Source organism: Kitasatospora sp. NPDC088391 (genome assembly GCF_044753345.1).
In the GTDB taxonomy this organism is placed as follows: Bacteria; Actinomycetota; Actinomycetes; order Streptomycetales; family Streptomycetaceae; genus Kitasatospora.
Genome location: NZ_JBIVNB010000005.1, coordinates 369,253 through 390,479, shown reverse-complemented (window position 1 = coordinate 390,479; position 21,227 = coordinate 369,253). Strand labels below are relative to the sequence as shown.

The following is a 21,227-nucleotide window of genomic DNA, read 5'->3' as shown; positions in this document are numbered from 1 at the left end:
AGATCCAGACCAGAAGATACGCGCGTAGAAGTTGACCCGACAAGGGCCTCGACGTGAACTCTTCACCTCGCTCCGGGGCGGGCGGGCCCGTTCGCACCCGCCCGTCCGGGCCCGCCTACGCCTGCTCGCGCAGGCCCGCGCCCCACTTCTGCTCGACCCGGCCGAACTTCCAGAACGCCAGCGCGCCCGCCCAGGTCAGCACGAACAGGCCGACGATCACGTAGCCGACCAGGTTGAGGTCCAGCCCGGCGATCCAGCCGATCGGGCCCCAGGTGACGTCCAGCTTCTCGGAGAGCAGGCCGACCAGTTCGATCACGCCGATCACCAGCGCCACCACCACCGACAGGCCGGTCACGGTGAGGTTGTAGTAGATCTTCCGGACCGGCTTGGAGAACGCCCACTCGTAGGCGAAGTTCATGAAGGAGCCGTCGATGGTGTCCAGCAGGCTCATCCCGGCCGCGAACAGGATCGGCAGCACCAGCAGCGCGTACCAGGGCAGCGAGAAGGCGGCCGCGCCGCCCGCCAGCACCAGCAGCGAGACCTCGGTGGCGGTGTCGAAGCCGAGGCCGAACAGCAGGCCCACCGGGTACATGTGCCAGGGCTTGGTGACGGCCCGGGTGACCCGGCCGAGGATGCGGTTCAGGAAGCCGCGCCGGTCCAGCTGGCGCTCCAGCTCGGCCTCGTCGAAGTCGCCCTGGCGCATCCGGCGGAACACCTTGAGGATGCCGTTGAACGCGCCGAGGTTGATCAGGCCGATCAGCAGCAGGAAGGTGCCGGAGACGCTGACCCCGATCAGGCCGGTGGCCTCGTGCAGCGTCGAGTCGTCCGCCTCGACCTGGCCCGCCAGCGAGCGGATGCCGAACGCCAGCAGCGCGCACAGGCCGAAGACGATCGAGGAGTGGCCGAGCGAGAACCAGAAGCCGACCGACAGCGGGCGCTTGCCCTGGCCCATCAGCTTGCGGGTGGTGTTGTCGATGGCCGCGATGTGGTCGGCGTCGAAGGCGTGCCGCATGCCGAGGGTGTAGGCGGTGAGGCCCATGCCGGCACCGAACACCTGGCCGCCGACGTCGTAGTGCCGGGGCGCGATGACCGCGAGCAGGGTGACCCACCCGACCACGTGCAGGGCCAGGACGAACCCGGCCATCCCGGCGAGCCGGAGCCACTCCTCGCGGGTGAGCCGGTCGCGCAGCCGGTTGGGCGCTGCCATGGGTGTTCCTCCTGGACGCGGTGGTGAGCCGGCCCATCCTTCCGCTTGTCGGATTGTAATTGCAAGTTCTTTGCAACTAGGAGCCGGGGGCGCACAACGGCGGACTCAAGGCGACCGATCGGAAAGCTTCCTGACGGTTCGTGAGGCCAAATCCTTGACCCGGGCGATTGGTCCAGTCCAATCTAGGTGACGCGCTCACCCCAAGCGCGCAGGCTCCCACCTGGTCCCACGGCCGACGCACCTACCGGACAACCCCACGTCTCCGGAGGTTCCTCCCATGCTTGAACGGGCCACGCCCGCCCCCGAGTCCGCCCGCCGCCCCGCCGTCCGGCGGCGCACCGGCGCCCTCGCCCTGGCCGCCGCCATGACGGTCGGCTCCACCGCCCTCGCGGTCTCGCTCGGCACCGCCTCCGCGGCCGCCGTCAACCTGCTGAACAACGGCGACCTCGAGTCCGGCTCGCTCGGCGCCTGGACCTGCACCAGCGGCTCGGTGGTGACCACCCCCGTGCACGGCGGCTCGTACGCCCTGAACGGCAACGCCACCGCCGGGGACACCGGCCAGTGCCAGCAGACCGTCACCGTGCAGCCCAACACCAAGTACACGCTGGCGGGCTGGCTCAAGGGCAGCTACGTCTACCTGGGCGCCACCGGCACCGGGGTGAACGCCTCCACCTGGACGCCGGGCGCCTCGAACTGGACCCAGCTCAGCACCAGCTTCACCACCGGCGCGTCCACCACCTCGGTGACGGTCTTCACCCACGGCTGGTACGGCACCGGCGCGTACCAGGCCGACGACCTGACCCTGACCGGACCGGGCGGCGGCACCGCGAGCCCGTCCGCCAGCACCTCGGCCTCCGCCTCGGCCAGCGCCTCGCCCTCGACCTCGGCGAGCCCCTCCACCAGCGCCTCGCCGTCCACCTCCAGCAGCCCCTCGCCGTCGGCCAGTTCCACCTCCGGCACCGGCAACGGCCCGACCGGCGACGGCAAGATCACCGTGCCGGGCGGGGTGGCGGTCACCCGGACCACCGCCAACGCGGTGGTGCTGAAGTGGAACGCCTCGACCGACTCCACCGACAACTACGTCGGCTACAAGGTCTGGTCGCAGGGCCGGCTGGTCGGCACCTCGATGGGGACGAGCGTCGCGGTCTCCTCGCTGCTGCCGAACACCTCGTACACCTTCAGCGTCCAGGCGTACGACAAGGCCGGGCACGCCTCCCAGCAGTCGACCGCGGTCACCGTCTCCACCGCCGCCGCGCCCGCCGCCAAGCCGCTGAAGTCCGCCTACTTCGACCAGTGGTCGGTCTACGACGCCGCCTACTACCCGAAGAACGTCGACACCTCCGGCGCGGCCGGCAAGCTCGACGTGATCTCCTACGCGTTCGAGAACATCCACCCGACCAACCTCAACTGCTTCGAGGCGGTCAAGGCGTCCGACGCCTCGCACGAGGACAACCCGAACGCGGGCGACGGCGCGGCCGACGCGTACGCCGACTACCAGATGGACTACTCGAACGCGATCTCGGTGGACGGCTCCGCCGACGACTGGCAGCAGCCGCTGAAGGGCAACTTCAACCAGCTGCGCCAGCTCAAGGCGAAGAACCCGAACCTGCGGGTCACCCTGTCGCTGGGCGGCTGGACCTACTCGAAGTACTTCTCGGACGCGGCGGCCACCGACGCCTCGCGCAAGAAGCTGGTCTCCTCCTGCCTCGACATGTTCCTGAAGGGCAACCTGCCGACCGGCGTCGCCGGTGACGCCTCCGGCGGCGCGGCCACCGCGGCGGGCATCTTCGACGGCATCGACATCGACTGGGAGTACCCGGGCTCGGCCGGCGGCCACACCGGCAACCACTGGTCGGCGGCCGACAAGCAGAACTTCACCGCGCTGCTCGCCGAGTTCCGCAGCCAGCTGGACTCCTACGGCGCCTCCGTCGGCAAGAAGTTCCTGCTGACCGCGGCCCTGCCGTCCGGCCAGGACAAGATCGCGGCGATCGAGACGGACAAGATCGGCGCGTACCTCGACTACGCCGACATCATGACGTACGACATGCACGGCTCCTGGGACGCCACCGGCCCGACCAACCTCCAGGACCCGCTGCACGACAGCCCGGCCGACCCGACCACCCCGATCAAGCCCGGCACCGCCAAGTACAACGTGGACACCACGCTCGCCGCGTACACCACCGGCCTGCCCGAGTACGGCATCCCGGGCGGCTTCCCGGCCAACAAGATCGTCCTGGGCGTGCCGTTCTACTTCCGCGGCTGGACGGGCGTCCAGGCCGGGAACAACTACGGCCTCTACCAGACCGCGACCGGCGCCACCCCGGCCAAGCCCGGCAGCCAGGAGGCCGGCCTGGCCAGCTGGCGCGAGCTCACCCTCACCGCCCAGAACACCCACTGGGACCCGGTGACCGAGTCCACCTGGGTCTACGACGGCACCAACTTCTGGACCGGCGACGACCCGAAGGCCATCCAGGCGCGCGCCGCCTACGCCAAGTCGAAGGGCCTGGCCGGCATGTTCGCCTTCGCCCTGGAGAACGACGACAACTCCACCACCCTGCTCACCACCCTCTACAACAGCCTGAACTGACCCCGGGCCCCGCCCCGGCGGCCCGCCGCGCCCCTCCGTCGGCGCGGCGGGCCGCCGCCTTGGACCGCCCTTGAACCGCCCTTGGCCATTCCGGGAGGGTGCTGGGAGGCAGCTGGGAGGTTCATGAATGCGTACCTTACGATCATCTGGTGCCAAGCCTGACCGGACTTCCGCTGCAGCTGATCGCCATCGTCCTGGCGGTCCTCGTCTTCGCCGCCACCATGTGGCTGTGGCCCCGGCTGGGCGGGCGGGGCTGGCGGGCCTGGCTCGGCCGGATCGGCGCGTTCCTCGCCACCCAGGTCGCCGTGCTGGTCGCGATGGGCCTGGTGGCGAACTCGTACTTCGGCTTCTACTCGACCTGGAGCGACCTGCTCGGCCTGGACGGCAGCCCCGGCACCGTGGTCGACCACCAGCCCGGCGCCAAGGCCGTCAAGGTCGTCGGCGAGCAGAAGATGTACTCCTCGCAGGGCTCGGTCCAGGAGCGTTCCGGCCTGATCCAGAAGGTCGAGATCCGCGGCGCGGGCACCGGCCTGACCGGCACCCCCGCGTACGTCTACCTGCCGCCGCAGTACTTCCAGCCCGCCTACGCGGAGACCCGCTTCCCGATGCTGCTGGCGCTGTCCGGCTACCCGGGGACGCCGGAGAAGCTGATCTCGCTGCTGCAGTACCCGGCGTCGACCCTGAAGGCGATCGAGGCCCAGGAGATGCCGCCGACCGTCCTGGTGATGATGCGCCCCACCCTGGTCGGCAACCGCGACACCGAGTGCATGGACGTGCCCGGCGGGCCGCAGGTGGAGACCTTCTTCACCGAGGACCTGCCGAAGGCGATGGCCGGCTCCTACCGGATCGACGACCGGCCGGAGTCCCGGGCCGTGATCGGCGACTCCACCGGCGGCTACTGCGCCGTCAAGTTCGCCGTCCGCAAGCCGGACTCGTACCGCTCGGCGATCTCGCTCTCCGGCTACTACGAGGTCCACAACGACCCCACCACCGGCGACCTGTTCGGCGGCAGCGACCAGGTCAAGCAGGACAACGACCTGCTCTGGCGGCTGCGCAACCACCCCGCCCCGCCGGTCTCGCTGCTCCTCGCCACCAGCCACAACGAGGAGAACTACCCCGCCACCCAGGAGATGGTCGCCGCCTTCAAGGCCCCCACCCGGGTCTCCACCATCACCCTCGACTCCGGCGGCCACAACTTCCACACCTGGACCCGGGAGATCCCGCCCGCCCTCACCTGGCTCGGCCAGCGCCTCGGCAAGCCCGCCCCGGCGGCCTGACGCCCCGTCGGACCGGTCGCCTGACGGAGCGTCACCCGTTCGGCGCGGAGATCACAGGGTGCTCATAGCCCGGTCTCATGAAGCTCTCAGCACGGCCGCCGAGCGTATGGGCCATGACCACGTCCAGTTCCGTTCCTCCGACCAGCGAGCCGTGGCCCGACGCCGCGAGCTACCCGCCGCCCGCGGCCGGTGCCGCGTCCGGCCCGACCGAGTGGCCCGCCGCGCCGCCGCCCGCCGGGGCCGGGCGCGAGCGGCCCGCTGAGACGCTGTTCCCGCCGGTGGCGCTGCCGCCGACCGGCCCGAAGGGTCCGTCCACCTGGGCGGCCCGGCTGCGCACCCTGCCCGCCCGCACCTGGCGCGGACGGGAGCAGGACGCCCGCTGGGTCCGGCCCGCCTTCCTCGGCCTGCTGCTGGCCACCGCCGTCCTCTACTTCTGGAACCTGACCGCCTCCGGGTGGGCGAACGCCTTCTACTCGGCGGCCGTGCAGGCCGGCTCGGTCAGCTGGAAGGCGATGTTCTTCGGGTCCTCGGACGCGGCGAACTTCATCACCGTCGACAAGCCGCCGCTGTCGCTGTGGCCGATGGCGCTCTCGGCCCGGCTGCTCGGCCTCGGCTCGTTCAGCGTGCTGGCCCCGCAGGTCCTGATGGGCGTCGGCACCGTCGCCACCGTGTACGCGACGGTGCGCCGCCGCTTCACCCCGCTGGCCGGCCTGGTCGCGGGCGCCGCGCTGGCGCTCACCCCGGTGGCGGCGCTGATGTTCCGCTTCAACAACCCGGACGCGCTGCTGGTGCTGCTGCTCACGCTGGCCGCGTACGGCACCGTCCGGGCCACCGAGACGGCGTCCACCCGCTGGCTGGTGTTCGTCGGCGTGATGTTCGGCCTCGGCTTCCTCACCAAGACCCTGCAGGCGTTCCTGGTGCTGCCCGGCTTCGCCCTGGTGTACCTGGTCTGCGCGCCGACCGGCCTCGGCCGCCGGCTGCGCCAACTGCTGTACGGCACCGTGGCGATGGTGGTGGCGGGCGGCTGGTGGGTGGCGGTCGTCGAGCTGCTGCCCGCCTCGGCCCGCCCGTACGTCGGCGGCTCGCAGGACAACTCCTTCCTCTCGCTGACCTTCGGCTACAACGGCTTCGGCCGGATCACCGGTGACGAGACCGGCTCGGTCGGCGGCGGCGGGGGCGGCAACCGGATGGGCGGCGGGGGCGGCGGCATGTGGGGCAGCACCGGCCTCACCCGCCTGTTCGACGGCGACATCGGCGGCCAGATCGCCTGGCTGATGCCCGCCGCGCTGGTCCTGCTGGTGTTCGGCCTCTGGGCCACCCGCCGTCACCCGCGCACCGACTCGGCGCGGATCGGCTTCCTGGTCTGGGGCAGCTGGCTGCTCGCCACCGCGCTGACCTTCAGCTTCATGTCCGGCATCTTCCACCAGTACTACACGGTGGCGCTGGTCCCGGCGGTCGCCGCCCTGGTCGGCATGGGCGCCGAGGGCCTGTGGCGGGCCCGGCACCGGCTGCCGTACGCGGCCGTGCTGGCCGTGACGGTCGCGGGCACCGCCTGGTGGGCGCGCCAACTCCTGGGCCGCAGCAGCACGTTCCTGCCGTGGCTGGGCAACGTCGTGCTGGTCGCCGGGGTGCTGGCCGCGCTCGGCCTGCTCTTCGCCGGCCGGATCGAGGGCCACGCCGGCCGCCGGATCGCCACCCTGGCGGGTCTCACCGCGCTCGCCGCCGGCCTGGCCGGCCCGACCGCGTACGCCCTCGACACCGTCGCCACCGGCCACAGCGGCTCGATCGTGACCGCCGGTCCGGCCGTCCGCGGCGGCGGCTTCGGCCCGGGCGGCGGCGGCCGCGGCGGCAACTTCCGCGGCGGCTTCCCCGGCGGTGGCCAGGGCGGGCAGAACGCTCAGGGCGGCCAGGGCGGCCAGAACGGCATGCCGAACTTCCCGGGCGGCGGCACTCAGAACGGCGGCGGCCAGAACGGCGGCGCGATGCCCGCCTTCCCGGGCGGCACGGCGAACGGCGGCCAGAACGGCATGCCGAACTTCCCCGGCGGCACCGGCACCCGCAACGGCACCGGCGGCCTGCGCGAGGACGGCCGCGGCGGCTTCGGCGGCGGCACGGGCGGGGGCGGCATGGGCGGCCTGCTGGAGGGCGCCAAGGTCTCCGCCGAGGTGGCCGCGCTGCTGAAGCAGGACGCCGGGAAGTACACCTGGGTGGCCGCGGCGGTCGGCTCGCAGAACCAGGCCAGCTACCAACTCGCCTCCGGCGAGCCGGTGATGGCGCTGGGCGGCTTCAACGGCAGCGACCCGTCGCTGAGCCTGGACGGCTTCAAGGAGCTGGTGCGGCAGGGCAAGGTGCACTGGTTCATCGGCGGCGGCGGCATGGGCGGCGGGATGGGCGGCTCCAGCTACTCCTCCGAGATCGCCTCCTGGGTGGCGTCCACCTACACCGCGAAGACGGTCGGCAGCACCACCCTGTACGACCTGACGGCCGCGCCGAAGTCGGCGGGCTGACCGCGGGTCCCGAGAACACCCGGGGCCGTCCGACTCCCCACCCCCAGGGGGAGTCCGGACGGCCCCGGGCCTCGACGTTCCTGCCGGCGGCCGGTCAGCCGCCGCAGAGCGAGAGCATGGTCTTCTTGTCCGCGGGCGTCACCGGCAGCTGGTACTTCAGCGAGACCTGCGCCCAGCGGATCGCGTACGAGCAGTGGATCTGGGTGTTCGCGGGCAGCCAGGTGGCCGGGCCGGAGTCGCCCTTGGAGCCGTTCTGCGAGCCGTCGGCCGGGATCAGGTTCAGCGGGTCGTTGGCGATCTGCACCCGCTTGAGCTTGTCCCACTGCGCGGCGCCCTGCTGCCAGTCGTAGGACAGCGGCATCACGTGGTCGATCTGGATCTTCGACGCCTGCTGCTTGGTCCACTCCACCGTCTTGCCGGTGTACGGGTCCCAGATGGTCATGGCGGTGACCACGCACTGGGCGCTGTCCTTGTGCTCGATCTTCTGCCCGTCGCGGGCCAGCACGTCGTCCCGGGTCCCGCAGTTGTTGTGCCCGTACGGGACGCCGTCCACGTTGTCGGTCCAGGCCGGGCCGAACTGGTCCCGGTCGTAGCCGGTCTTCGGGCCGGGGTCGGCGGTCTTCACCTTGGCGATCAGCTCCAGCCCGGCCTTCTTGTCGGCGTCGCCGGTGACGGGTGCCAGCCCGGGCTTGGTGCCGTCGGGGTTCTGCAGCGGGTTGGTCCCCTGGGCGGCGGACCCGGACGTGCCCGACCCCCCCGACGGCTTGGTCCCGTTCTTGCTGGTGCACCCGGCGAGCGCGAGCGGGCCGAGCAACAGGACGGCGACAACGGCGGTTCGGCGGGAGCGCACGGCATTCCTCTGCGGTAGGACGGGCCTGACGACCCAACAGGAGACCAGTCGGCCCACTCCGGGTCAAGCCGGGCGCACCGCACCATGACAGACCTCACAATCCGGGCATCCGTCGCCCCGGACCGAAAACCCGCGCGCGAACCCGGACACGATTCCGGACAGGAACCCGCGCCGTCGGCCGGGTCAGCCGCCGATCGCCGACATCGGCCGGGCCGGGCGCTCGAAGTCCGCCGCGCCGATCCGGTGCCCGGGGCCCTTGCCGGCGACGCAGGCCCGCCAGGCGGCCTCGACGGCGTCGTCGTCCGCGCCGGAGCGCAGCAGCGCCCGCAGGTCGGACTCGGCGGTGGCGAACAGGCAGTTGCGCAGCTGCCCGTCGGCGGTGAGCCGGACCCGGTCGCAGCCGCCGCAGAACGGGCGGGTGACGGCGGCGATGACGCCGACCACGTGCTCGGTGCCGTCCAGCCGCCACTCCTCGGCGGGGGCGTTGCCGCGCCGCCCGACCGGGGTCAGCCGCCAGCGTCCGCCGAGCACGGCGAGGATCTCCTCGGCGGTGACCATCGCGGCCCGGTCCCAGGCGCCCTGCGCGTCCAGCGGCATCGACTCGATGAACCGCGCCCGGTAGCCGCCGCGCACCGCGAACTCGACCAGGTCGACGAGTTCGTCGTCGTTGACGCCGCGCACCGGCACCGTGTTGACCTTGACGGGCCTCAGTCCGGCGTCCCGGGCGGCGGCCAGCCCGGCCAGGACGTCGGCGAGCCGGTCCCGGCGGGTCAGCGCGGCGTACCGTCCGGGCCGCAGGGTGTCCAGGCTGACGTTCGCCCGGTGCAGCCCGGCCCGCGCCAACTCCGGTGCCAGCCGGGCGAGTCCGACGCCGTTGGTGGTGAGCGAGAGTTCCGCGCCGAGGGCGGCCAGCCGCTCGACCAGGCCGGGCAGGCCGCGCCGCAGCAGGGGTTCGCCGCCGGTCAGCCGCAGGGTGCGGATGCCGAGGCGGTGGACGGCGATCCCGGCCAGCCGCAGCAGTTCGCCGTCGGTCAGCAGTTCGGGCTTCGGCAGCCAGCCCGGGCCCTGCGCGGGCATGCAGTAGGTGCAGCGCAGGTTGCACCGGTCGGTGAGCGAGATCCGCAGGTCGGTGTGGACCCGGCCGAACCGGTCGGCGAGCGGGGCGGGGGCGGGACGGGGGCGCGATGCCATGCGGTCCAGTGAACGGGGGCGGCGCGCGGCCGGTCCAGGGACGGAACGGCCGGGAGCGGGCGGCGGGCGGGCGCCGGGCACTGGCGGATCGTCCAAGGCCGCCGGCCGGGGCGCGGGGGCAGACTGGCCGCATGGCGGAGGTGCGGGTGCCGGCCCTGGTGCTGGCGGCGGGCGGCGGGTCGCGGCTGGGCGGGCGGCCGAAGGCGCTGCTGCCCTACCGGGGGCGGCCGCTGCTGGCGCACGCCCTGGCGACGGCCCGGGCGGGCGGCTGCACCGGGACGGTCGCGGTGCTGGGCGCGGCGGCCGACCGGGTCCGGGCCCGGGTGGCGACCGGGGACTGTCGACTCGTCGACAATCCCGACTGGCGGACCGGCCTGGGCTCCTCGCTGCGCGCGGGCCTGGCCGCGCTGCCACCGGACGCGACGGCCGTACTGGTGCTGCTGGTCGACACCCCGGGGGTGACGGCGGAGGCGGTCCGCCGACTGCTGGCCGCGCACACCGCGCGCACCGACCTGGCCGCCTGCGCCTGGGCGGGCCGCCGGGCCCACCCGGTGCTGATCGGCGCCGCGCACTTCCCGGAGCTGCGGGCCACCGCGACCGGCGACGCCGGCGCCCGCGCCCTGCTCGCCGCCCACCCGGTCGCCCTGGTCGACTGCACCGGCGCGGGCGACCCGGCCGACCTCGACACCCCGGCCGACCTGGCCCGGTGGGGCATCCCCTGACGGACCGCCGGCCCCACGGGCCCCGTCCGCACCCCGCGCCACCGGGAGGCGCGCACGCCCCCGGCGCACGACCGTTCGCGCACCTTTCGACCGCCTGAACCCCGTCGGAGGATTCCCTCATTCCGCACCGGTCCGGACGGCGATCGGCCAGGATGGGAGGCGTCTTCCCGCCTCTCCCGACCGGAACGGACGGTGCCCGTCATGCCGTTGCCCGAGGACGCCGCGGACCCGACCGGCTTCTCCCCCGGCTCGCCGTCGGGGGCGAGCGACCTGCGCTGCCCGGCCTGCCGGCGCGAGCACCGGTACGAACCGCCGAGCCTGCCCTGCCCGTGCGGGGCCCAGCTCCGGGTGCCGCTGCTGCGCGGCGGGGTGCCGGTGCAGGTCCGGTTCCGGTCCTGGGAGGACTCCTGGCTGAACATGCGCTGCCCGCACTGCGGGCGCAGCGACCAGTGGCCGCAGCCGGAGTTCACCTGCGAGTGCGGGGCGACCGTCCGGCTGCCGGTGGACCGGGCGCCCCGGCTGCAGAACGCCCACCCGCGCTCGGTCCGCCCGGTGGAGGCGGCCCGCCCGTACACCACGGCGGTCCCCCCGGCGGCCGCGCCGGACCCGCTGGCGGCCGGCTCCGGCTCGGCCCGGGCGCTGCGCCCGCCGTTCCGCCCGCAGCCGGTGCGCACCCCGCAGGACGCGGTGCTGACGGCGGTCCGCTACCTGCGGTGGCTGGGATTCGACGATCTGGAGCCGACGCCCGGTCAGGAACGGGACTCCACCACCCTGCTGGGCGCCCGGACGGTGGCCCGGGTGGACACCTGGACCGAGCCCGCCGACGTCAAGGCGGTGGAGTGCCTGTGGCTGGAGACGCTGCACAGCGAGCAGATCGCGGCCGCGATGTTCACCGTCTCGGGCTACTCCCGGCAGGCCGTGGTCCGCGGCGAGCAACTGTTGGTCGCCCTGTTCACGCTGGACGCGGCGGGCATCCCGCAGCCCTCGAACGGGGCCGCGGAGGCCCTGATGGAGACCGGCTGGACGTCCTGACGGACCGTCACCTCCCGGGCCGCCGCCCCGGTCGACGGCCCTTCCGGCACCCCGCCGCGACCACCGTCCGGATCACGCCGTTCCGGATTTCCTCGCGCTCGTGATCTGGTGCACAAGCTCCCGCGCGTGTTGAATTGCCGCCACGACGCGGGCCCGTGGGGAGGGTCGGCGGTTCGCTGCATGGCGCGCACAAGGAGGTGGCGTTGTCGGTGCACGGAACTGCCCCCGGGGGCATGGCGGACGTCGTCTGGCGGCTGCGGTCACGCGGCTGCTGGCAGGAGGCGGCGGACCTGCTCCGCCCGCAGGCGGGCCGGGACCCGACGGCGGCCCTGCAGCGGGCCGAACTGCTGATCGAGCAGTGCCTGTTCACCGCGGACCACTGGGACCGCGCGGAGGACGCGCTGCGTCAGGCGGAGGCCGCGGTGGCCGGGATCGAGCTGCGCGCCTCGGCGTCCTGCGCCCGCGGGTTCCTGGCCTACGTGGCGAGTGTGCTGGGCCGCCGGGACCGGCTGGACGAGGCGCAGGCCGCGCTCGGGCGGACTTCGGCGCTGCTGCCGCCGAAGGCCCCGGGGCGTCCGCTGCTGGACTTCCGGCGCGGGCTGGTCGCGGAGAACCTGCTGCACGACACGGCGGCGGCGCACAGCGCCTACGCCCGGGCGCACGAGGGGGCCCGGGAGCGCGGGGACGACCTGCTGCGGTCCTCGACCTGGCGCCACCTGGCGGGCCTGGCGCGGGCCGAGGGGGACGTCGAACGGGCCCGCGAGGGGTTCGCCGCCTCGCTGCGGCTGCGCGAGGAGCTGGGGTACACGGTGGGGGTGGCGCCGGCGCTGGCCGCGCTGGCGGAGGTGTCGGAGCCGGCCGAGGCGGAGCGGCTGCGGGCCGAGGCGGCCCGGCTGGTGCAGGCGCTCGGCGGGGTGCCGGTGTGGCTGGCGAGGCGGCTGGCGCAGGTCCCGCCGCAGCCCGGTCCCCCGGACGGCGGCACGCGGCGCGACCTGCGGCACGGCATCAGCTAAGGTGAGCCTTACCTGCCCGGGGCGCTCGACGCCCCGGGCGGGTCCACCGTGCCGCGCCCGGGCCCCGCCCCCGGGGTACACCAGGGAGCCCGCGTGCCCGCGCACCAGGTCGAGCAGTGCCCCTCCCCCGTGACGCTCGTGAACTCCGCTCCCTGCACGACCGGTTGGCGACGCCTCGACGAGGTCTCGGCCGGCCTGCGGATCCACTCCGGCAACCCGCGCACCGGCCCCGGCTGGACGACGGCCGCCGCGCTCGCCACCGACCCGGCCGCGCTCGACGACATGATCGCCTTCGACGAGCGGCTCGGCCTCGACCTGTACGGCGCGCCGACCCGCCCGGACGTCACCGCCGGTTTCAGCCTGCACCGCTACGCCTGGCCGGCCGCCCTGGCCTTCACCCTGCCCTGGTTCCTGGAGCACCGGGTCCCGGTGCTGCCGACCGAACGGGTCTCGATCAACCGGGCCACCGGCGAGCTGACCGCCCGCCCGACCGCCTTCCACTGCCTGCCCGACGACCCGGCCGCCGACCGCCCGGACGCCCTGGTCGTCCCCGACCTCCCCGCGCTGGACGCCGCGCTGCGCACCGCGCTCGCCGAGCACCTCGCGCCCGTCCTGGCCGCCTTCCGCCCGCGCGTGCGCCGCGGCCCGCGCACGCTCTGGGCCCTCGCCACCGACGACGTGGTGGACGGCCTCTGGTACCTCGCCACCCTGCTCGCGGACGAGCCCCGGGCGGTCGAGCGGCTGGCGGCGCTGCTGCCGGGCGACGCCGGGGCGGCCCCGTTCGTCGGGACGCCCGGCTTCCGCGAGGAGGACGGCGCCCGGACCAGGACCCGGGTCAGCTGCTGCCTGTTCTACACCGTCCGCCCGGCCGAACCCTGTTTCAGCTGCCCGCGCGCGCAATAGATATGACTGTCTTTTGAATTCCGATCAGGAATTCCCCCCTATCGGTGTATTGGCCCCGATCCGGTCATGATCCCCGCATTTCTCCGCCATGATGGTCCCCGCCACCACGACGCGGAAAGCGAGGCTGGATCGAGTCATGAGACTGTCGGACATACCGCTGGGTTGGGCCGTCGCCGGCGCGACCGCCCTGGTGGCCACCGTCGCCCTGCTGGCCTTCGCCCGTAGCCGGGCCGGCTCCGCCACCGCCGAGAACACCGGCGGCACGGACTCCTGGGAGCGCGCCGAGGAACGCCGCCGCCGCACCGAGTCCCTCTACGGGGGCGCCTCCTACCTGCTGCTCTTCTGCTGCGCGGCCGTCGCCGCCGCCCTGTCCTTCCACGGACTGGTCGGCTTCGGCCAGCAGAACCTGGGCCTCACCGGGGGCTGGGAGTACCTGGTCCCGTTCGGCCTGGACGGCGCGGCGATGTTCTGCTCCGTCCTCGCCGTCCGCGAGGCCAGCCACGGCGACGCGGCGCTCGGCTCCCGCATGCTGGTCTGGCTGTTCGCCGCCGCCTCCGCCTGGTTCAACTGGGTGCACGCCCCGCGCGGCTTCGGCCACGACGGCGCCCCGCAATTCTTCGCGGGCATGTCGCTCTCGGCGGCCGTACTGTTCGACCGCGCACTGAAGCAGACCCGGGTCGCCGCGCTCCGCGAGCAGGGCCTGGTGCCCCGGCCGCTGCCGCAGATCCGGGTGGTCCGCTGGCTGCGCGCCCCGCGCGAGACCTACGCGGCCTGGTCGCTGATGCTGCTGGAGGGCGTCCGCACCCTGGACGAGGCGGTCGAGGAGGTCCGGGACGACCGGCGCAACGCCGCCGAGACCCGGGAGCGCCGCCGGATGGCCTCCCGCCGGGAGCGCGCCGAGATCCGGGCCATCGGCCGCCAGCCCGGCAGCTGGCGCCACCGCAACCCCCGCCAGCTCGAACCCGCCGCCCCCGCCGCCGCGACCCCCACCCCCGCGGAGCCCGCCATACCCGCCCCCACCGGCCTCCCGGCCACCCCGCCGCGCCGCAGCATCGACCTCACCCCGGAGGAGGACACCGTGGCCCTCCCCCGCCTGGAGTCCCTCGAGCAGAAGCTCAAGGACCTGGAGCAGCAGTTCGGCTGAGCGGTCGGGCCCTCCGACGCGGCCGTCAGGTGCTCAGTTCGAACCACATCCGCTTGCCGGTCCCCCGGGGTTCGACGCCCCAGGCGTCGGCGAGGGCTTCGACGAGCATCAGGCCGCGGCCGGAGGAGGCCTGTTCGCCGGGGGTGCGGCGGGTGGGCCAGAGGTCGGACTCGTCCTCGACCTCGACCCGCAGGCGGGCCCGTCCGGCGTCCTGGTAGAGCCGGGCGGTGAACATCGCGTCGCGGTCGGTGTGCCGGATCGCGTTGGTGACCAGCTCGGAGGCCAGCAGTTCGGCGGTGTCGATGAGTTCGGGCACGCCCCAGCGCCGCAGCGCGTCCCGGAGTTCGCCGCGGAGTTCGGAGATCCGGGCCAGGTCGGCCTGCCCGATCCGGCGGCGCAGCTGCTGGGCGGCGCGTCCGCCGGCGGGGCCGTCCCAGCGGAGCAGCAGGAGCGCGATGTCGTCCTCGCGCTCGCTGCTGTCGGCGGCCTGGGAGGCGATCCGGTCGGCGAGTTCCTCCAGCGGTTCGCGGGGTGATTCGCCGACGGCGGGGAGTTCGCGGGCGACGACGGCGCAGAGCCGGGCGAAGCCGGTGTCGAGGTCCATGTCGCGGGCCTCGACGAGTCCGTCGGTGCAGAGCACGACCGTCTCGCCGGGGTCGAGGCTGAACCGGGTGACCCGGTACTCCTCGTCGGGGGCGACGCCGAGCGGGAGGCCGCCGGCCACGGGGACGGCGTGGGCGCTGCCGTCGGCGCGGCGGACCACGGGGTCGAGGTGGCCGGCCCGGACGGCGTAGACCACGCCGTAGTCGACGTTGACCTCGGCGTAGGTGCAGGTGGCGAAGTGGTCGGTGTCGAGGTCGGCGAGGAAGCGGGAGGCGCGGGCCATCACGGCGGCGGGCGGGTGGCCCTCGGCGGCGTAGGCGCGCAGGGCGATCCGGAGCTGGCCCATGATGCCGGCGGCGTGCACGTCGTGGCCCTGGACGTCGCCGATGACCAGGCCGACGTGGCCGCCGGGGAGCGGGACGACGTCGTACCAGTCGCCGCCGATCTGCAGGCCGGAGCCGGCGGCGAGGTAGCGGACGGCGGTGCTGACGCCGGGGACGGCGGGGACGGTGCGGGGCAGCATGACGCGCTGGAGGCCGGCGGCGAGTTCGTGTTCGGCGTCGTGCAGGCGGGCCCGGGCGAGGGACTGGGCGACCAGGCCGCCGAGGGTGGAGAGCAGGGTGCGCTCGTCGGCGTCGAGTTCCCGGGTGTCGTCGAAGGAGACCACGCAGACGCCGGTGGGGCGGCCGGAGGCGACCAGCGGGAGGAAGGCCCAGGAGGAGCGTCCGCTGGCCTCGGCCCAGTCCCAGGCGTCGGGGTAGCGCTCCCGGTACTCCTCGCGGCTGGAGACGAAGACCGGGACGCGCTGCCGGACGGCCTCGGCGGCGGGGTGGGCCGGGGAGAGCGGGATGCGGTCGAACCGGTTGCTGAGTTCGCGGTCGTAGCCGCTGGAGCCGAGCAGGGCGATCCGGCCGCCTTCGAGCGAGGCGAGGGCGAGGCCGTCGGGGCCGAGGCCGGGCAGCGGGAGTTCGGTGAAGACCCGGGCGACGTCGCGGACGGTGACGGCCTCGGAGAGGGCGCGGGCGGCTTCCTTGATGAAGCGGGAGCGCTCCTCGCGGAGCACGGCCTGTTCGTCGGCGCGTTCGCGCTTGTGGAGTTCGACGGTGGCGTCCCAGACGAAGCCGACCATCCGGGAGGGGCGGCCGAAGGCGTCGGCGAGGACGCGGCCGCGGAAGCGGACGGCGTGCATCTCGCCGTCGGGGAAGACGGTGCGGTAGTAGGCGCCGCACTGGCCGAGTTCGGAGACGGCGCGTTCGACCCGGCGGCGGACCACGGGGGCGTCCTGCGGGTGGAGCAGGGCGAGGAAGGAGCCGGAGGTGCGGTCGAAGGGCTGGCCGGTGAGGCCGAGGATGGCGCAGGCGCGCTGGTCGCCGACCAGGACGTCGCGGCGGATGTCCCAGTCGAAGGAGCCGATGCCGTTGGCGGCCATCGCGGGCTCCAGCCACTCCGGGGTGGAGTCGCCGGTGCGGGTGGGCAGGCCGCGGGGGGTGCTCGGCGGCACGGCGCGGCCGGTGGCGGCCCGCAGCGCGTTCGCGGGGGTCTCGTTCCTGGTGGCCTGGGCGGGCGGGGTGCGGCGGGCGGGCCCAGGCGCCTCGGGCTCGGTGGCCATGCTTCTCCTGCCGGTGCCTTGCCTGGCGGCCGCTGGTGGCTCGGTGCCCTGCGGGGCCGGCCGGACCGCGATGGATGGGGGTGTGCCTCCTGGCACACATTCTCACTACCCTGTCGTATGTTCGGCAAGGCGGCAATCCCGAGGGGCCGGACGGGACCGATCGCACACGATCACGTCGGGCATATTCGTTTTTCCGAGGCGGCCGGTGGGGCGGCGGGTGGGGCGGCCGGTTCAGGCCGCGGCGGACAGCTCGAACCAGGTGACTTTTCCGTCGCCGCGCAGTTGCACGCCCCAGTCGTCGGCGAGCGCCTCCACCAGGAGCAGTCCGCGCCCGTTGGTGGCGTCCTCGCCGGGGTTGCGGCGGCCGGGGAGGCTGCTGGTGCGGTCCCGGACCTCGACCCGCAGGCGCTGCTCGCCGGTGAGCACCGCGTCCAGGACGGCGTCCTTGCCGGTGTGGACGAGCGCGTTGGTGACGAGTTCGGAGGTCAGCAGTTCGGCGGTGTCGGCGAGCTCGGGGACGCCCCAGTGGTCGAGGGCGTCGCGCAGGCGGCGGCGGACGGCGCCGACCGCGAGCAGGTCGGCGGCCGCCAGCGACGCGTGCAGCCGGTGGTGCAGGGCGCAGTCGGGCCGGTGGGCCGGTGCGGGTGTCCGCAGGTCGGCCTCCTCCCCGTGCGCGACCGATCGCTGCCGCGGAAACCTCGCCTGACCGTCCATCAATCCCGTACGCCCCCGACTCGTGCTCCGTACGGCCGCCCCCGGCCCCCCGCCGGGCCTCACGGCCCCTTCTTGTCATCGTCATGCCCACTCGGCGGCATTTGGAACAGTGCTCCTCGGCGCGCACCGGGGTGAACGGGTGCGCGGGCGTGCGCCGGTCGGCCGCCGGGTCCGGGCCCGGGCGTCCTGCGCGTCGGCGTGCCGCGGGGGCCGCGCGCCCCGAGGCTGGACACGGCGGCCGGGCGCGGGCTTCAATGGGGCCCACGTTTGAACGCCGTTCTAAACTCTGTGCCGACCACCCTCCGCTCTCCCTCCAGCGAGGAACTGTGCGACTGACACCCACCGAACGGGACCGCCTGCTGATCTTCACGGCGGCGGAGCTGGCCCGCGCCCGCCGGGCCCGCGGCCTGCGCCTGAACGTCCCCGAGGCGACCGCGCTGATCGCCGACACCGTCTGCGAGGCCGCCCGGGACGGCCGCCGGCTGGCCGAGGCGATCGAGGCGGGCCGCCGGGTGCTCTCCGCCGAGGAGGTGCTGCCGGGCGTCCCGGACGTGGTGACGGTGGTGCAGGTCGAGGCGGTGTTCGAGGACGGGACGCGGCTCGCCGTGGTCACCGACCCGTTCCGCGGCGCGGGTTCGCTGGGCGACGGGGCGCCGGGCGCGGCGCTGGTCGGGCCGGGGGCCGGCTACGACCCGGTCGAGGAGGCACTGGTGCTGCCCGTGCACAACACCGCGACCGTGCCGATCTCGGTGACCTCGCACTTCCACTTCTTCGAGGCCAACCCGCGCCTCGCCTTCGACCGGGCCGCCGCCTACGGCACCCACCTGGCGGTGCCGGCCGGTTCCTCGGTGCGCTTCGACCCGGGCGCGACCGTCGAGGTCGGCCTGGTGCCGATCGGCGGGGCCCGGGTGGCGATCGGCTTCGCCGGCCTGGTGGACGGCCCGCTGGACGCCCCCGGCGCGAAGGAGCAGGCGCTCGTCCGGGCCCGGGCCACCGGCTACCTGACCGAGTTCGACGACACGGAGCCCGCGCAGTGACCGCCGCCCGCCCGACCGGGAAGGACCTCGCATGACCGCCATCACCCCGCACGACTACATCTCCGTGCACGGCCCGCGCGCGGGCGACCGGGTCAGGCTCGGCGACTCCGGGCTGATCGTCCGGGTCGAGTCGGACTCGCAGGCGCCGGGCGACGAGTTCCTGGCCGGGTTCGGCAAGACCGCGCGGGACGGCCTGCACCTGAAGCCCGCCGCCGTCCGGGACACCTGCGACGTGGTGGTCTCCAACGTGCTCGTCATCGACGCGGTGCAGGGCATCCGGAAGACCTCGATCGGCATCCGGGAGGGCCGGATCGCGGCGATCGGCCGGGCCGGGAACCCCGACACCCTGGACGGGGTGGAGGTGGTGGTCGGCACCGGCACCACCATCGTCTCGGGCGAGGGCCTGATCGTCACCGCGGGCGCGATCGACACCCACGTCCACCTGCTCTCGCCGCGGATCATGGAGGCGTCGCTGGCCTCCGGCGTCACCACGATCATCGGCCAGGAGTTCGGCCCGGTCTGGGGCGTCGGCGTGAACTCCCCCTGGGCGCTGCGGCACGCGTTCAACGCCTTCGACGCCTGGCCGGTCAACATCGGGTTCCTGGGCCGGGGTTCGTCCTCCGACCCGGCGCCGCTGGTGGAGGCGCTGGCCGAGGGCGGCGCGTCCGGCTTCAAGGTGCACGAGGACATGGGCGCGCACACCCGGGCGCTGGACACCGCACTCCGGGTCGCCGAGCAGTACGACGTCCAGGTCGCCCTGCACACCGACGGGTTGAACGAGTGCCTGTCCGTGGAGGACACCCTCTCCGTGCTCGACGGCCGCACCATCCACGCCTTCCACATCGAGGGCTGCGGCGGCGGCCACGTCCCGAACGTGCTGAAGATGGCGGGCGTGCCGAACGTCATCGGCTCCTCCACCAACCCGACGCTCCCGTTCGGCCGGGACGCGCTGGGCGAGCACTACGACATGATCGTCTCCGCGCACGACCTCAAGCCCGACCTGCCGGGCGACGCGGCGATGGCCCGGGACCGGATCCGGGCCGGGACGATGGGCGCGGAGGACGTGCTGCACGACCTCGGCGTCATCGGCATCACCTCCTCCGACGCCCAGGGCATGGGCCGGGCCGGCGAGACGGTGCGCCGCACCTTCGCGCTGGCGGGCAAGATGAAGGCCGAACTCGGCCCGCTGGACGGCACCGGCTCGTACGGGACGGCCGAGGGCGGCGACGACAACGAGCGGGTGCTGCGCTACATCGCCAAGCTCACCGTCAACCCGGCCATCGCGCACGGGCTCTCGCACGAGGTCGGCTCCATCGAGGTCGGCAAGCTCGCCGACCTGGTGCTCTGGCGCCCCGACCACTTCGGCGCCAAACCGCAACTGGTACTCAAGGCCGGCTTCCCCGCCTACGGCGTGGTCGGCGACCCCAACGCCTCCACCGACCGGTGCGAACCCCTGGTGCTGGGGCCGCAGTTCGGCGCGCACGGGGCCACCGCCGCCGACCTCTCGGTGGCGTTCGTCGCCCAGGCGGCCGCCGACACCGCCTACCTGGACGTGGCGGGCGACCGACTGCCCACCCGCCGGCGGCGGGTCGGCGTGCGCGGGACGCGCGGGATCGGGCCGCGGTCGATGCTGCGCAACGGCCGGACCGGCCGGGTCGACGTCTCGCCGACCGGACTGGTGTCGCTGGACGGCGAGCCGCTGCGCTCCGAGCCCGCCGACACGGTCTCCCTCAGCCGCCTCTACTTCCTCTGAACACCCCTCCCCCGCATAGGACTCCACCCCATGAGCAGCTCCCCCACCCCCGCCTCGCTCGGCTTCCGGATGCCCGCCGAGTGGCACCCGCACGCACGCACCTGGATGGCCTTCCCCACCGCCAACCCGACCTTCGACGGCGCCGAGCAGCTGGACGCGGCCCGCCGCGCCTGGGCCGCGGTCGCCGACACGATCGTCCGGTACGAGCCGGTGACGCTGGTGGTCAACACCGGCGAGGGCGAGCAGGCCCGCCGCTACGTCTCCGCCGCGGTGGAGATCGTCGAACGGCCGCTGGACGACGCCTGGATGCGCGACATCGGCCCGTCCTTCCTGATCGGCGAGGACGGCGAGGTCGCCGCCGCCGACTGGGTGTTCAACGGCTGGGGCGCCCAGTCCTGGGCCCGCTGGGACAAGGACCAGGACGTCGCCGAGCACGTCGCCGAGCTGGCCGGGGTGCGGCGCTTCGCCTCCCGGCTGATCAACGAGGGCGGCGGCATCCACGTGGACGGCGAGGGCACCGTGCTGGTCACCGACACGGTGCAGCTCGGCGAGGGCCGCAACGCCGACTGGACCCGCGAGCAGGTCGAGGCCGAGCTGCACGCCTTCCTCGGCACCAGCAAGGCGGTCTGGCTGCCGCGCGGACTGACCCGCGACTACGACGAGTTCGGCACCCGCGGCCACATCGACATCGTCGCCTCCTTCGTCCGCCCCGGCACCGTGGTCGTGCACGCCCAGCCGGACCCGGCGCACCCCGACCACGAGGTCTGCCGGGAGCTCGCGGAGCTCCTCCGGGCCGCCACCGACGCCCGCGGCCGCACCCTGGAGGTGATCGAACTCCCGGCCCCCACCGTGCTGTTCGACGAGGACGGCGAGCCGGTCGACTACTCCTACATCAACCACTACGTGGCCAACGGCGTGGTGGTGCTGTGCGCCTTCGACGACCCGCGCGACGCGGAGGCGAAGGCGATCCTGGAGAAGGCCTACCCGGGCCGCACCGTGGAGCTGGTCGACGCCCGCGGGATCTTCGCCAACGGCGGCGGCATCCACTGCATCACCCAGCAGCAGCCGCGGGCCTGAC

Annotated in this window: 16 protein-coding genes; 11 read left to right on the top strand and 5 right to left on the bottom strand. The window is 74.1% G+C overall.

The window, feature by feature from the left end; genetic code table 11:
- Positions 1–115 precede the first annotated feature (115 nt).
- Positions 116–1,207: a HoxN/HupN/NixA family nickel/cobalt transporter gene (locus ACIQBJ_RS18305; RefSeq protein ID WP_400710782.1), complete on the bottom strand. Its 1,092-nt coding sequence runs from the start codon at positions 1,205–1,207 to the stop codon at positions 116–118.
- Positions 1,208–1,484: 277 nt separating this feature from the next.
- On the opposite strand from ACIQBJ_RS18305, the gene ACIQBJ_RS18300 reads away from it, so the two are divergent.
- The 3 genes from ACIQBJ_RS18300 (at position 1,485) to ACIQBJ_RS18290 (ending at position 7,578) form a co-directional block, all read left to right on the top strand.
- Entirely contained in the window at positions 1,485–3,794 is a 2,310-nt protein-coding gene (locus tag ACIQBJ_RS18300) for a glycosyl hydrolase family 18 protein (RefSeq protein WP_400710779.1), read from the top strand.
- A gap of 149 nt (positions 3,795–3,943) precedes the next feature.
- Positions 3,944–5,071: an alpha/beta hydrolase gene (locus tag ACIQBJ_RS18295; RefSeq protein ID WP_400710776.1), complete on the top strand. Its 1,128-nt coding sequence runs from the start codon at positions 3,944–3,946 to the stop codon at positions 5,069–5,071.
- A 113-nt stretch (positions 5,072–5,184) separates the two neighbouring features.
- A complete protein-coding gene (locus ACIQBJ_RS18290) occupies positions 5,185–7,578 on the top strand; it encodes a glycosyltransferase family 39 protein (RefSeq protein WP_400710773.1) in 2,394 nt (797 codons plus the stop codon).
- Positions 7,579–7,672: 94 nt separating this feature from the next.
- Here the strand turns inward: ACIQBJ_RS18290 and ACIQBJ_RS18285 are convergent, their stop codons facing one another.
- Positions 7,673–8,428 (bottom strand): HNH endonuclease family protein, encoded by a 756-nt coding sequence (locus tag ACIQBJ_RS18285; RefSeq protein ID WP_400710770.1) that lies wholly within the window; start codon positions 8,426–8,428, stop codon positions 7,673–7,675.
- A gap of 183 nt (positions 8,429–8,611) precedes the next feature.
- On the bottom strand, positions 8,612–9,619 hold the full coding sequence (moaA, locus tag ACIQBJ_RS18280; RefSeq protein WP_400710767.1) for a GTP 3',8-cyclase MoaA: 1,008 nt from the start codon (positions 9,617–9,619) through the stop codon (positions 8,612–8,614).
- Between the two features lie 131 nt (positions 9,620–9,750).
- Here moaA and ACIQBJ_RS18275 point away from each other — a divergent pair, with 131 nt between their 5' ends.
- The 5 genes from ACIQBJ_RS18275 to ACIQBJ_RS18255 all read left to right on the top strand — a co-directional run bounded on the left by ACIQBJ_RS18275 (position 9,751) and on the right by ACIQBJ_RS18255 (position 14,433).
- On the top strand, positions 9,751–10,341 hold the full coding sequence (locus ACIQBJ_RS18275; protein ID WP_400710764.1) for an NTP transferase domain-containing protein: 591 nt from the start codon (positions 9,751–9,753) through the stop codon (positions 10,339–10,341).
- 201 nt (positions 10,342–10,542) lie between these two features.
- A complete protein-coding gene (locus tag ACIQBJ_RS18270) occupies positions 10,543–11,373 on the top strand; it encodes a hypothetical protein (protein WP_400710761.1) in 831 nt (276 codons plus the stop codon).
- A gap of 233 nt (positions 11,374–11,606) precedes the next feature.
- Positions 11,607–12,386 carry a hypothetical protein gene (locus ACIQBJ_RS18265; protein ID WP_400711371.1) on the top strand — a complete coding sequence of 260 codons (780 nt, stop codon included), beginning with the start codon at positions 11,607–11,609 and terminating at the stop codon, positions 12,384–12,386.
- A gap of 93 nt (positions 12,387–12,479) precedes the next feature.
- The gene (locus ACIQBJ_RS18260) at positions 12,480–13,289 is read left to right on the top strand and encodes an iron-sulfur protein (protein ID WP_400710758.1); all 810 of its coding nucleotides are present in this window, start codon (positions 12,480–12,482) and stop codon (positions 13,287–13,289) included.
- Between the two features lie 136 nt (positions 13,290–13,425).
- The gene (locus ACIQBJ_RS18255) at positions 13,426–14,433 is read left to right on the top strand and encodes a DUF2637 domain-containing protein (RefSeq protein WP_400710755.1); all 1,008 of its coding nucleotides are present in this window, start codon (positions 13,426–13,428) and stop codon (positions 14,431–14,433) included.
- A 25-nt stretch (positions 14,434–14,458) separates the two neighbouring features.
- On the opposite strand, the gene ACIQBJ_RS18250 is transcribed toward ACIQBJ_RS18255, so the two are convergent.
- Positions 14,459–16,645, bottom strand: a complete 2,187-nt coding sequence (locus tag ACIQBJ_RS18250; protein ID WP_400710752.1) for a SpoIIE family protein phosphatase — start codon at positions 16,643–16,645, stop codon at positions 14,459–14,461.
- A gap of 231 nt (positions 16,646–16,876) precedes the next feature.
- On the bottom strand, positions 16,877–17,359 hold the full coding sequence (locus tag ACIQBJ_RS18245; protein WP_400710749.1) for an ATP-binding protein: 483 nt from the start codon (positions 17,357–17,359) through the stop codon (positions 16,877–16,879).
- Between the two features lie 326 nt (positions 17,360–17,685).
- On the opposite strand from ACIQBJ_RS18245, the gene ureA reads away from it, so the two are divergent.
- From ureA to ACIQBJ_RS18230, 3 genes are read left to right on the top strand one after another with little or no spacing between them, the layout of a single operon-like run.
- The gene (gene ureA, locus ACIQBJ_RS18240; protein ID WP_400710746.1) at positions 17,686–18,396 is read left to right on the top strand and encodes an urease subunit gamma; all 711 of its coding nucleotides are present in this window, start codon (positions 17,686–17,688) and stop codon (positions 18,394–18,396) included.
- Between the two features lie 31 nt (positions 18,397–18,427).
- A complete protein-coding gene (locus tag ACIQBJ_RS18235; RefSeq protein ID WP_400710743.1) occupies positions 18,428–20,149 on the top strand; it encodes an urease subunit alpha in 1,722 nt (573 codons plus the stop codon).
- Between the two features lie 30 nt (positions 20,150–20,179).
- Positions 20,180–21,226, top strand: a complete 1,047-nt coding sequence (locus tag ACIQBJ_RS18230) for an agmatine/peptidylarginine deiminase (RefSeq protein ID WP_400710740.1) — start codon at positions 20,180–20,182, stop codon at positions 21,224–21,226.
- The last annotated feature ends 1 nt before the right edge of the window (position 21,227 follow it).

Excerpts from the sequence above, each read along its gene's own strand:
- ACIQBJ_RS18305 (WP_400710782.1), bottom strand. The coding sequence starts at position 1,207 with ATGGCAGCGCCCAACCGGCTGCGCGACCGGCTCACCCGCGAGGAGTGG.
- ACIQBJ_RS18300 (WP_400710779.1), top strand. The coding sequence starts at position 1,485 with ATGCTTGAACGGGCCACGCCCGCCCCCGAGTCCGCCCGCCGCCCCGCC.
- ACIQBJ_RS18290 (WP_400710773.1), top strand. The coding sequence starts at position 5,185 with ATGACCACGTCCAGTTCCGTTCCTCCGACCAGCGAGCCGTGGCCCGAC.
- moaA (WP_400710767.1), bottom strand. The coding sequence starts at position 9,619 with ATGGCATCGCGCCCCCGTCCCGCCCCCGCCCCGCTCGCCGACCGGTTC.
- ACIQBJ_RS18275 (WP_400710764.1), top strand. The coding sequence starts at position 9,751 with ATGGCGGAGGTGCGGGTGCCGGCCCTGGTGCTGGCGGCGGGCGGCGGG.
- ACIQBJ_RS18270 (WP_400710761.1), top strand. The coding sequence starts at position 10,543 with ATGCCGTTGCCCGAGGACGCCGCGGACCCGACCGGCTTCTCCCCCGGC.
- ACIQBJ_RS18265 (WP_400711371.1), top strand. The coding sequence starts at position 11,607 with ATGGCGGACGTCGTCTGGCGGCTGCGGTCACGCGGCTGCTGGCAGGAG.
- ACIQBJ_RS18255 (WP_400710755.1), top strand. The coding sequence starts at position 13,426 with ATGAGACTGTCGGACATACCGCTGGGTTGGGCCGTCGCCGGCGCGACC.
- ACIQBJ_RS18250 (WP_400710752.1), bottom strand. The coding sequence starts at position 16,645 with ATGGCCACCGAGCCCGAGGCGCCTGGGCCCGCCCGCCGCACCCCGCCC.
- ACIQBJ_RS18245 (WP_400710749.1), bottom strand. The coding sequence starts at position 17,359 with ATGGACGGTCAGGCGAGGTTTCCGCGGCAGCGATCGGTCGCGCACGGG.
- ACIQBJ_RS18235 (WP_400710743.1), top strand. The coding sequence starts at position 18,428 with ATGACCGCCATCACCCCGCACGACTACATCTCCGTGCACGGCCCGCGC.
- ACIQBJ_RS18230 (WP_400710740.1), top strand. The coding sequence starts at position 20,180 with ATGAGCAGCTCCCCCACCCCCGCCTCGCTCGGCTTCCGGATGCCCGCC.